A 12,185-nucleotide genomic window follows, 5' to 3' on the forward strand; every position below is an offset into this window, starting at 1 on the left:
CACGATTGGGATCGGCGGCGCCGGTACGGTGTAACTCGTGGCCCACGTCGACAACCTCATCGAGCGAATCCCCGACCCTCACCTCAGGGCCCAGATCGCTGAAGAGGTAGCCAAGCTCGTCGAGCACAAGGACTTCGGCCTCGTCTTTCAGCGCCACCTTCCGGAGGACCTTGAGGTTCCCGGAACCCGGCCGCGACGAGGCGACATCGTGCGCTTGCGCGCCGACCCTGCGAAGCAGAACAACGTCGTACTCGCAACGAAGGACGGGCGAGCCACGATCGTTGCAGTAGACGCAACCAAGCAAACGATCGACGGGATGGAACCCGCGACACATGCGTTCGACGAACTGGTCGTTGTCAAGGACTTCAGCGTCCCGATCTACCCCGGCCTCGAGCCACTCGGGGAGATCAATCGCGGAGGCGACAAGCCAACCCACATCGTCGTCGAAGGCGAGAACTACTACGCGCTTGAGACGCTGCTGTACACCCATGAGGGCAAGGTCGATCTGATCTACATCGACCCGCCATACAACACTGGCGCGGACGACTGGATTTACAACGACCGCTTCGTAGCGAGCACGGATGCCTACAGGCACTCGAAATGGCTGTCGTTCATGGAGCGGCGGCTCATTCACGCGAAGCGCCTGCTGAAGGACACCGGCGTCATCGTGGTGGCAATTGGCGACGACGAACATCACCGGCTACGGATGCTGCTCGATCAGGTTTTCGGCCCCCAGAACTTCATTGCCAACGTCACTTGGCAAGGAGGTGGATCGGCTCTCGCGCGTCACCACGCGGGTGGTTCCGACTACATGCTCATCTACGGCACGAACGCGGAAAGGGTTGGGAAGTTCCTCGACCCCAAGCCGTTCGCGGCTGAAATGGTCCGCCTCGTGCAGGAGGATATGGCGGCCGGCGCTTCGGCCGCTGAGGCGCAGGACCACGTCCGCGCCTTCATCAGGGCGAACGCTCGGCAGATGTCGGAGGGCCTAACTCGGTTCAACAACGTGGACGAGAACGGCGTGATCTACGAAACCGCGGATCTCACAAATCGCCTGTATCGACCCAACTTGAAGTATCGCGTCACCGATCCAGAGACAGGGACTGTTTACGACCCACCGGAGAACGGTTGGACCGTCAGACAAGAAGTGATGAAGGAGTGGGTTGAGTCAGGTCTCATAGCTTTCGGCAAGCGGCCGCGGAAGAAGAAGTCGCTCACCGAGTACATCTACGAAATGCCGGTGCCGACCTTCAGCCACTCACGCAACACGGCGAACACCCACCTGGAGCGAGTTCTTGGCGGGAGGCTGTTTCCGTTCCCGAAGGATCACGAAGTCCTGATGCGGTGGCTCCGAATGACTGGTCCTCGCAATGCAGTTGTCCTCGACTTTTTCGCGGGGTCCGGGTCGACGGCTGAGGCTGTGATGCGTCTCAACGCTGAGGATGGAGGGACGCGGCAATGCCTCATGGTCACGAACAATGAGGTGGGCGCCAAGAAGGCCGGTGAACTCCGTCGTGCTGGACTCGCCCCGGGCGACCAGGAGTGGGAAGCGGAGGGTGTGTTCCAGAAGGTCACTCGCCCCCGCGTTGAAACTGTCGTGACGGGGACTCGTCCTGACGGATCAACGTTCTCAGATGGCTTGGACGAGAACGTCGCATTCTTCAAGCTGACCTATGAGGATGAGAACCTCATCGCCCTCGGTCGCCGCTTCGATGCGGTGGCACCGCTGCTCTGGATGAAAGCGGGCGGAGTCGGTCCCGTCATCCGGCGAAAGGGGGACGCTCTGTGGGCACTTCAGAGCGGGGCGACCTACGGCGTGCTCTTCGCTCCTGCCCAAGCGAAGGCATTTGCTGAACTCGTGTCTGTCCATGACTGTCGGCTGCAACACCTGTTCGTGGTTACCGACTCGGAGAGTGAGTTCCAGGAGGCGGTGGGGTACTTCCCCGTCGAGTTGCGGCTTGAGACGACCAGGCTCTACGCCGACTATCTGCACTCCTTCGAGATCAATGGGAAGGGCTGAGGCGTGAAGTTCCACCTCCTCGACTTTCAGCGCACTGCATCAGAGGCGCTGATCACGGAGATCAAGAAGGCGCAAGCGCGCTACGACAACGACTCGGAACTTCTCGGCGCCGTGGTGTTGGAGGCGGCAACGGGGGCCGGGAAGACGGTGATCGCGACGTCGGTCATTGAGCAGCTGATCTTCGGGTCTGACTTCACGGATCCCATCGAGGGAACCACCATCCTGTGGGTGACGAACGATCCGAGCCTCAACGCCCAGACGGCGCGCAAGATGCAGGAGGCCAGCGAGAGGATCAGCGACATCCGCCTCATCGGGCAGGGCGCCTCGTTTGACGAGGAGTACTTCGAGGCAGGCGCGATTTACTTCCTCAACACACAAGCCGCCTCCGCGTCTGCGCGCATCACGAAACGGTCCGACAGTCAGCGGTACACGATCTGGGAGACGATCGCCAACACCGTGCGGTTGCGCGGGAGCCGCTTCCTGGTGGTCGTCGACGAGGCCCACTACGGAGTGACGGAGAAGCCGGGCGGCTCTCCGACGGTAGTGAACAAGATCATCAACGGCGACGTCCCGATCCCCGTTTTCGTCGGGATCTCGGCCACCGCACAACGGCTGAACAAAGCACTCGAGCAGCAGAACCGGTTCCGAAAGAACTACGTCGTTCCGATCGAGAAGGTCCGTGACTCCGGGCTCGTCAAGGACCGGATCGTACTGGCGCCAGCGGCTGTGCAGGGTGAGGTCACCGCGGACACGACATTCGTTCGTCTGGCGGTCCAGAAGACACTCGAGTTCGAGCAGCGTTGGGCGTCCTACGCAGAGCAGCAGGGGGAAGCAGCGGTGAAGCCGGCGCTTGTCGTACAGCTCCCCGATGAACGTTCCGACGATGGCGAGTTCCTCGAGCTCGTGCGAGCAGTGATCGATGCCATCACCCAGGAGTGGCCCGGGCTCGTCGCGTCAAACATCGTGCACACGTTCGCCGAACGTGCCCCGATCGACCTCGGACCGCATCGGGCGGTGCGCTACATGCCCCCGCAGGACATCCAGGATGCAACTCACGTGCGCGTCGTGCTGGCGAAGAATGCGATCACGACCGGTTGGGACTGTCCTCGCGCGGAGGTGCTCGTCTCGCTCCGCGCGTCGGTCGACTACACGCCTATCGCCCAGTTGATCGGCCGGATCGTTCGTCAGCCGCTCGCCCGGCGTATTGCGTCAGATGAGTCGCTGAACCGTGTCCAGGCGTACCTCCCGCGGTTCGACCGAAAGACGGTCATGCAGGTCGTTGGCCAGTTCGCCGGAGGGGAGGCGGGCGCGACCGCGGAGGTCGTGCGCCTGACCCTCGACTATCACGCGCCCAGCGGGATGGAGGCGGCGTTGAAGGTGCTCGCCGAACTACCCACCTATGTGGTTCCCTCTCAGTCATCCGCACCAGATGTGCGGCGCCTACATGCACTGGCGACACTGCTCGAGAACGATGGGGTCCGGCCGAATGCCGCCGCCCACGCTCGAGCGTTCCTCAATGGCAAGCTCGACGACGAACGAGGGAAGCTCGACGCATCCGGCGAACTCGAGCCAAAGCGTGAGGCGGTGTCTAGCGCGTCGGTGTTCGAGCTGCTGACTTCGATCGACGGGTCGGTCATCGACGGCGAGCGACTCGTTACCGGCACCCGCCTCGACGCCAAGAACATCGATGATGTCTTCAAGCGCGCGAGCCGCGCTCTCAAGGACGGCACGGCCGAGGCGTATTGGGCTTACCTCGTCGATAAGGATCCCGACGAGGACCCGATCGAAGCGAAGATCACCGTCGCAGCCCTCGGGCTTACCGAAAGCGTCGTGGACAACGTCGAGACCGCGGCGGCATCACTCGTTGCCGATTGGTTCAAGCAGCATGCGAAGGCGATCTCCCTCCTCCCTGAGGCTGACCGGTCGCGTTACGCGCGTATCCAGGCGGAAGCGAAGGAGCCGGCGCGGCGCCCCAGCATCATCATCGATGGAACGATCGAGGACGCAATCTCGATCCGGATGGAGCCCGACTCATCCGACACACAGCTCCGCGCCGACATCCGCGACGACGAAGCAAACCGCTGGCCGAAGCACCTCTATCAGGACGGCGACGGTCGCTACTGGAAGAAGCCATCGGCGACCGACGGGCTCGAGCGGAAGGTGCTCACAACCGAACTCGAGGAACCTACCCTCGTGGCTTGGTACCGTAACCCGACTGGCGGCGACCGAGCGCTGTGCATCCCCTACCGCGACAGCGGAACGGGGTCTTGGGCCCGACTCTTCCCCGATTTCGTGACGTTCCACGAGGTCGGTGGCGGCATCCGACCGACGATCATCGATCCGCACGGCATTCACTTCGGGGACTCGGCCGACAAGCTGCGGGGCTATCTCGACTATGCCGACGACCACGCGGTCGAGTACCGCGCGATCTGGCCCATCACGCAGATCGAGGGGAAGACGCTCTTGCTATCCGTTCATGACGCCGCGACGCGCAGCACCGTGCGCGCTGCCCTCGATGCCGGCGAGAGCGTTGAGGCCATCTTCCGGTCGCACGGGATCGCGTACTGAACGCAGCCCTCAATCGTCGAGGTCACCCTCTCCAAGCTCCGCGTCGATGTCAGTCGAGCGCCGCGACTCGAACGTCGGCGCCGTGCGAACCTGCGTCTGCAGCTTGTCCTTGATTCGCGCAATGAGCAGATCGCGTCGCGCGTCGTAGAAGTCTAGGAAGCTGTCGGCGTCGTGCGGCAGAACGCTCGGCAGAGCATTGGCCTTCACGAATGCTGCGTGCTCATCGGCTCCGGGGTAGTGCTCGACCACCCAGGAGTCCGGCGCCGTGTCGGACTTGCCGATGTTCTCTGGGCCCGGCAGCAATTCCAAGTTCGGCAGCAGGTCTCGCCGGCCGACAAGCTCCTCCACGAACTCATCGCTGTAGCGGCGAACGCCTTCGGGAGACTTCGCCGTCTTCAGCGCGCGGGCATCAAGTTGCGCCTGCGGGAACACGTGATCGACGTGATACTGCATTCGCGTGTCGACGTGGTCGAACAGAGTCGCCAACACTGCCCAGGTGCGTCCACCGCCGTATGCGAGCCCGAGAATGTCTTCGATGAGGGCGTCGGTCACTTCGAGCGACTTTCCCCGTCGCGCCATCACCTGCTCGATTGTGGCCAGTGGGAATGCCCGCGCGCCGTCGCTCCGCAGCACTTCGCGGAGATCGCGCAAGAGCGTGTCAAGGCCTGATCCCCACACGCCGCGGACAATCAGCGAACGCAGCACCCACGAGCGCAACGCGGCGCGATCCTCGCGGTCATCCTGCTTGTCGGAGACACGGTATGACGGCGTAAGTCCTCGGCGATGCACGTAGTACGCGACCGGGATGAGCACGCTATCGGCCGTCAACGTGCCGCCCGACAAGCCGAAGTCCGCGAGCAGTTCGGCCGCGATGCGCAGCGAGGTGCTGATGTCGTCCCATCTCGACTCAAGGCGAGCCATGTTCGCGGTCGTGAAGTTCTTCACCTTGAAGCCGACGTCTCCGACATCGGCCAGCACGAGCCCGGACTTCAGCACCGTGTCCTGTGAGAAGTCGAACCCCTGGCCGGTGGTGTTCAGCGCATCCACCAGGTCGTGGACGGCCGCGCGAGCATCCTTCTCCTTCCATTGGGCAGTTGCGATCGACATCAGCAGATCGCTGTAGGAGAGAACGGTGCCTCCCGAGTTCACACGGACGAAGATGTCGAGAACGCGCTCGATGTCCTGGTCAGTCTCCTCGTAGAAGTGCAGGCTCTGGTTGTGGTGGACCTCCTGCCACAGCAGGCTGATCATCTCGACAGCTTTGGCCTCGTTGCCAACGCCGTACTTCACGGGGATCTGCGCCATCTGGTAGGCCTCGCTGGCGTCGAAGATGTCACTCACGGGGAACCACTTTTTTGTGTCGTCCTCAGCGGCTTGCGTGATCTGCTCCTTGGTAAGGAACGCAAGGTGGTACTTCAGACCGGCCTCGTTCTCAGGCGCCTCGCCAAGCAGGTTCAGGTATAGCCGCCGCTCGGGGTACGACCACGCCTTGTTCGCCCACGCGCGCGGGTTGCGGTAGGCGTAGGTGCCCCGCAGGCCGATGTTCAGCGAAGTGAGCCTCTGCTGACCGTCGAGAACCGCGATCACCTCACGGTCGGTCGGGATGTCGACCACCGGGTTGTGCTTCTTGTCGTAGCCGCTGTAGTCCTTCAAGAACCCGTAGAACTTGAATGCGCCTACGGTTTCCGGCGCGACCTTCCAGGACAGGAAGCTGCCGACCGGGTATCCGCGCAGCACCGAGTCGAAGATCTTGATCACCTGTGACGGCTTCCACACGTACTCACGCTGGATCGCGGGGAGGATCAACTCGTTCTTCTGGATCAGCTTCAGCGCGGTAGCGATCGTCATTGGTTCTTTGTGGCCCACGCGGAAACACTATCGATGAGGGCGGACGGTCCCGCGACCAAGCTGGCGAGGGCGACAACCCGACCAATTGGGTTCCTTGTTCCTGGCACGCCCCTCACGACGAGGAAGTGATGTCAGCCGCGGCGTCTATGGTGACGGTGATGACCGACACGCCCGTTTCACCAATCAGCATCTCGCTCGACGGATTCTCCGAGGACTACGAAGACCCAGAGCTGGCCGGCGCGCTGTCGTTCATGATCGAGCAGCAGGGTCTGCTGCAGACCCTGGTGACCGGGATCGTCGAGCTACTCCCAGACACGTCGCTCTGGCGGTTGACACTCACCGGCGACATGATCACGACGGTGAATCGGGTCACCAACCGCGCCGACGACAACCCTTACACCACGGACCGTGGCGCCGGGCATGCCGGGGCGATCACGCTCCCGCACGAGGACGGCACATTCGACATCGTGGTCTCCGCGAACGTCCTGTTCGCCACCCGGGAAGACGTCGAGTCCGTCGAGGCGCTCATCGCCCACGTGATCGCCGCGGCCGCGCACCTTAGCCGGCACGAGGCTGGGCATGCCGCGCTGCGGCTGCGTGGCGAGGACGCGGACGCCTACGAGGACGTCGGGGGCCTGAGCAAGAGCGACGCGGCCTGCCGCAAGCCGCTCGCCGCGCACGTCGACGACAACCGCATCGAACAATACACCGCCGTCCACGCGCCGTCGCCGCTGCACCACGTCGACCACCTCACCGACGCGATCGCGCACCTGCGCTCAGAGCTCAACGAGGCCAAACGCACCTGGCGCGCCGATATCGGCGAGGCCGCCTACCGGACCCTCAACGCCGCGAACGGCCTGGTCCGCGTCCTGGCTTACCTCGCCCCCGAACTCGGCCTCGACGAGAGCGGCAAGCCCCGCCGTCCCGACCCGCTGCCTGCGGGCTGGACCGATTACGTCGAAGACAGCTGGGACGCCTGGAGCCTGACCTTCCACCGGCTCCGGCCGGTCGACGAACCCATGACCACCGACGAGCTCGGCGCCGTGCTGGCCGATCTCTGTCGGCTGATGAACGCCTGGCTGCGGTCGATCGGCATCGAATGGGGCCTCACCGACGACGACCAGGAGTACATCTTCTGGGAGAAGGACAGCTACTAGGCCATCATCACCCGCCTCGAATTGCGCAACGAGCCGTTGCACCAACTCACATTCGGACCTCGCGCTGATGTCGGGGGATGCCGCACCGTTGACATCGTCAGCGGCCGTCCGACACGAAGCCGTCGCGACTACTCGCCGAGTGTGATCCCAGCGCGGCTCAAGATCAGGTGAGGAACCTCCGACACAATCCGCCGCCAGCCACGTACTGATAACGAAGTCCGCGATTCGAGAAGCGCGCTCAGTGTCATGGGCGTCGAGCGCGCGCCGTGCCCTATAGGGCGCGTTCACTGAGCGTCAGATAGCTGCTCCGCAGCATTCGCCTGGATATCATTCTGGGCCTGCAGCCGCCGCACGGTGTCGGACGCGATGTCGAGCGGGATTCGCTCTTGCTCCACACGTCGGTACCTCGCGGACGACGGGTCGTTGAGGAGCCCGTACAACGCCCGCTCGTCATCCTTGAGACTCGCGGGCGCGGGGCGGCCATCGGCGGCGATCGGATTCCCACGCTTGTCGCTGTTCGTCCCGTACACCTCCCACCGCTCATATGAGGCAACGTCCATGAACAGCGACCGCGCAGGGATGCCGGCGTCGCGGAACTGGGCGAGAATACGGAGCCCGTCGGCATCCATGTCACCCCAGTAGATGACCAAAGGCGCCTCGCGCAGCCAGTCGGTAACCGCAAATGCCCCCGCTCCCGACCCGGCGCCTTCAACCGCGATCGCTCCACAGACCTCCGGGAAATGGATCGCAGTGTCCTTGTTCTCGCAGATGATGACGATCTGTGGCGGGTACGCCGGCCTGAATGTGTCTCCGACTGTTGCCGAGTCGTGGCGTCGGTTGCCGGCTTCCAGGTGTGCCGGGTCGAGGTAGGTGAAGTGGATGCGGGAGGGGTGGGGCGGGCGCAGCCCGAGGTCGCTGAGGCCTGCGAGGCGCGCGACGGTCTGCGTGCGGGACTCGAGCCACTTGGTGTGAAGCCCTTCCAACGGAACCTCTCTGGGGCTGAGGCCCGAGTTGGGATGCCGCTCGAACCATGAGGCCGCTTGGGCGAGGAGCTCGACGTCCACGCGCGCCCAATCCGCCGTCGCGAGGATCGTGCGGGCCAGGACGTCTTGGCGATGAGGGAAATGGGCGTCGATGATGCTGCGGTACTCACGCCCGCGGGCCAACCGTGCCGTCCACTCGGGCCCGGCGATGGCGGACGCCACATCGATGCTGGGAATGATGATGTGGGACGGCATCGGATAGGCGGTGCCGTCGGCGCGGATGTTCTTCTCTGCGATGTCCGCACCCCATCCGGATGCCTGCGTTCGCCACGCGTCCACGAGTTCGATGAGGTCGCCGAATCCGGTCTCGAGCAGGTGGGCGTCTGGGCGGCCAAGTGGGTATGCCCGCGGCCACCATTTCTGCCCTCCGGTGCTCTCCGAGGCGACCTCTTCTGCCCACCGCTCAGTCACGTGCAGTCGGATACGTCGTTCGACCTCTGCGACCGTCTTCACGCGAAGCTCTCTTGGCGCTGGTGGTAGGCGTGGTCGACGAACGAGTGCCCCGTTTGGCGGTTCTTCGAGACGAGGATGGTCTGGGCGACGTGGCGTTCGAGCCCGGTGTATTTGTCGAACGGCGCCCCGATGATGAGCTGGAACCCGAGTCCCTTCCATGCCTCGACTGCCCGGCCCGCGTACTCGGAGTCCGCCTTGATGAACCCTTCGTCGAGGAACACCGGGGCGAAGCGTGGAAGGTGTCCGAGTTCGTCGCCGAGCTGGAACCGAAGCGCGGCTCCGACGATGAACGCGACGAGCTCCTGCATCTCTCCGCCGCTCTTGCCTGCGAGCGAGGAATACTCGGCGACTGGATCTGTGTCGAGCGCATCGGCATATTGCTTCGCTGTGATCTCTACATGTCGGCGCACGTCGAGGATCTCCTCGCGGACGACTTGAGCTCGCAGCTCAGCGGTGAGAGCGGGGTCGTCGCGCTTGCGGATCTTGGCGACGAACACTCTCATCTGCGTAAATCGCTGTACGAGCTGCTCCTCAGGCGCGCCCTGCGTAGCGAGCTTCTTGAACCCCTCCAGCTCGCGCCGGAACGTGGTGACCGTCTGCGGCGCGAGTCGCCGCATGTCAATCTTCAAGCGTCCGTCTGTGGGCCCAAAGGGCAGGCGCTCGAGGATCGAATTGACGGCGTCGAGGCGGGCCTGGATGTCGTCGACGGCCGAGCTCATCGCGCTGCCCAGAAGTCGAAGACTCCTTCCGCTCCACTGCAGCGCAGTCTTCCGCCACTGCTCCCGCTGCTCGTGGATCCCGACCCGCTGGATCTCGTCGAGGATCGCAACGTATTCACGGTAGGAGTCGATGGTCTGACCGCGCGTCGGATCGTTCCATCGCTCTTGGAACTGTTCGAAGGCGCGCTCGATCTGCTTGCGGCTCGACGCTTCCTTCTCGGCTGCGCGTGAGACCCCATCCGCGAGGGCTCGTTCGAGCCGTCGCAGGTCTGCCTTCCAGGTCCCGCTCGTCGGCGCCTCGCTCGCAAGTGCGCGCTCCCATGCTTGGTCGAGGGCCCCCGCTAGAGCCTCGTCGAGCGTCACCGATCCGTTCTCCTCGAGCGGCCACAGGACGTCGTTGACGGTGTCAATCACGTCCGCCAAGTCACCTCGCTTATCGGCGACTTCTGAGAGCTTGCTCTCGAGCGAGTGCTGTAGGCGTCGGGCCGTGTCGGCGACCGCGGACAGGGTTTCGACCTGCTTCTTCAGCGCGGCGAGGACGCCGTCGTCGGCGAGCAGCTTCTCCTGCAGCGCACGCAATTCGGCGATGTGACGAATCGGCGTGTCCACATCGACGTCGACCCACGAGAAGTCGAGGGTTCGGAGGTAGGCGGCGTGCCGCTTGTCGACTGCCTGGATTTCCGCGGCGACCCGAGCCCTGGCCCGCTCGGCCTCTGCTAGCTGCGCACGAAGGTCCTTCTGCTGCGCCTCGAGCGACGCCTTCAGGCCGGTGTTGTCGAATCCGATGATCGGACGCGCGGTGTTCCCTCCGTGCGCCCCTCGCCCTCGTTGGCGTGTCTGACCCGAGGGCGTCACGCGGAGACCTTCACCAGCGAGCCCGTCCGTGTTCGGGACGCACAGGGCGTTCCTGGCCGGTGAGCTGAGATGCTCGATGATCCATGCCTGGTACGGAGAGTCCTGGTAGTCCAACTTGCCAGCAATCCGTTGCGGGTCCATCGGAGCGGTGTGCGCGACGACACTGCGGTCAACGCCTTCGAAGTTCAGCCGGAGCGACGACCGGATCGGGTCGATGGCCCGGGAGAAGCGTTCAAGGTGTTCGCCGGGCACGAGCAGGATCCGCGCGCTCGCGTACAGGACCGTCTCGATTGCGCCCCGCCACCGCTCCTCTCCATCAGCAACGTCGATGAGTTCGGCGACGAACGGGAGGTCGGCCACGTCGAGTCCGGCAGCGTCGGCGGCCTCGCGGCGCCGAGCGTCCATCGATGCATCCACGCGACCAGAGCGGCCTTCCAGCGAGCGAAGCTCCGCCCGGACGCTCTTGAGCTCCTCGCCGAGCGGGTGCTCGTCGCGGATCATCTGCTCGCGCTTACTCTCGAGCTCCGCCTTCAGCCCCGCGGCGCGCTCAGGGAATGCGCGGGCTTCGGAGCGGATGGTGAGAAGGTCGCCCTCCCCCTCCACGACGCGATCGAGATCGGCCAGAGCGTCATCGAGTCGCGCGCGCATCCCCCGGCGACCTTCGGCTGCCTGTTCGTACCGAGTGATCTCATCCGTGAGCTGCCTGTCGCGGTCCCCGCCGCCGGCGTTGTAGTCGGCTTTCGCGACGTCGAGCAACCGCTCCGCCTCGTCGGTGGCCGTTGTCGCGGTACGGAGCTGCTCCTGGAGCGCGGCAGCCTCCTCGCGGAGCAGGCCGTCTTCGCGCTCGAGGATGGCGGAGTGGGTGCGAAGACGCCAGAGACCCGCCGGGGTGTTGTCGTCGTCGACCGCTCCGAGTGCGCGCGCCTGCGCGATGTCGCGCTGCGCGGCGACCATCTCCTCATAGAGGTCGGGCACCGGCGCCAGGAGATCTGCCTGGTGCTGGGAGGTCTCCATCTTCCGATACATCTCGTCGAGTTCATCGAATGTCGCGATGGCTTCGTCGGCGACACGGAACGTCTCCGGGATCTCGATGACGAGCCGTTTGTAGAGGTCGTCGACGGTCGGCGACATCGTTCCGGCCTGGATGCGGGCGAGCAGTGCGAGCGCGTTCGCCCCGTCGCCGCCCTGCCCGATCCCGAGCCTCGAGAACAGCGCCTGCGAGAACTCTCCGTACGAGCCATAGATGCGCAGCTCCGACCATTTCTGCTTCATCGCCTTCGCCGGGTACGACTCGGAACCCACGCGGGCGAAATCGCCGAGCTGGCGGATCTCGAACGACCCGGGAATCGTCATCATCCGTTTGACTACGTCGCCGTCTCGGGCCACGCCCACCGGGACGAAGTACGCGCGCAGGGTGAGTCCAATAGCGTGGTGTCAATTCCCGCGGGGTTCTCGTCGTCGTAGACGGTGAAGGGCCATCGTGGGATGACCAGTTGTTTCCGCCAAGAAGCAAGAAGAGTGA

Annotated in this window: 6 protein-coding genes; 3 read left to right on the top strand and 3 right to left on the bottom strand. The window is 64.3% G+C overall.

Features of this window, described 5'->3' with window-relative positions; genetic code table 11:
- Positions 1–37 precede the first annotated feature (37 nt).
- Together WFI52_RS09940 and WFI52_RS09945 are read left to right on the top strand one after the other, a co-directional pair.
- Positions 38–2,020, top strand: a complete 1,983-nt coding sequence (locus WFI52_RS09940; RefSeq protein WP_336627595.1) for a site-specific DNA-methyltransferase — start codon at positions 38–40, stop codon at positions 2,018–2,020.
- Positions 2,021–2,023: 3 nt separating this feature from the next.
- A complete protein-coding gene (locus tag WFI52_RS09945) occupies positions 2,024–4,588 on the top strand; it encodes a DEAD/DEAH box helicase (RefSeq protein WP_336627594.1) in 2,565 nt (854 codons plus the stop codon).
- Between the two features lie 9 nt (positions 4,589–4,597).
- Here the strand turns inward: WFI52_RS09945 and WFI52_RS09950 are convergent, their stop codons facing one another.
- Entirely contained in the window at positions 4,598–6,436 is a 1,839-nt protein-coding gene (locus WFI52_RS09950) for a DUF262 domain-containing protein (RefSeq protein WP_336627593.1), read from the bottom strand.
- Between the two features lie 158 nt (positions 6,437–6,594).
- Here WFI52_RS09950 and WFI52_RS09955 point away from each other — a divergent pair, with 158 nt between their 5' ends.
- Positions 6,595–7,593: a hypothetical protein gene (locus WFI52_RS09955; protein WP_336627592.1), complete on the top strand. Its 999-nt coding sequence runs from the start codon at positions 6,595–6,597 to the stop codon at positions 7,591–7,593.
- A gap of 284 nt (positions 7,594–7,877) precedes the next feature.
- Here the strand turns inward: WFI52_RS09955 and WFI52_RS09960 are convergent, their stop codons facing one another.
- Entirely contained in the window at positions 7,878–9,089 is a 1,212-nt protein-coding gene (locus WFI52_RS09960; protein WP_336627591.1) for a Wadjet anti-phage system protein JetD domain-containing protein, read from the bottom strand.
- Positions 9,086–12,019, bottom strand: a complete 2,934-nt coding sequence (locus tag WFI52_RS09965; protein WP_336627590.1) for an ATP-binding protein — start codon at positions 12,017–12,019, stop codon at positions 9,086–9,088. The genes WFI52_RS09960 and WFI52_RS09965 overlap by 4 nt, the downstream gene beginning before the upstream one ends.
- Positions 12,020–12,185 lie beyond the last annotated feature (166 nt).

The organism is Microbacterium sp. MMO-20 (genome assembly GCF_037147735.1).
Classification (GTDB): domain Bacteria; phylum Actinomycetota; class Actinomycetes; order Actinomycetales; family Microbacteriaceae; genus Microbacterium.

Coding starts and splice junctions, on each gene's coding strand:
- WFI52_RS09950 (WP_336627593.1), bottom strand. CDS start 6,436: ATGACGATCGCTACCGCGCTGAAGCTGATCCAGAAGAACGAGTTGATC.
- WFI52_RS09955 (WP_336627592.1), top strand. CDS start 6,595: ATGACCGACACGCCCGTTTCACCAATCAGCATCTCGCTCGACGGATTC.
- WFI52_RS09965 (WP_336627590.1), bottom strand. CDS start 12,019: ATGATGACGATTCCCGGGTCGTTCGAGATCCGCCAGCTCGGCGATTTC.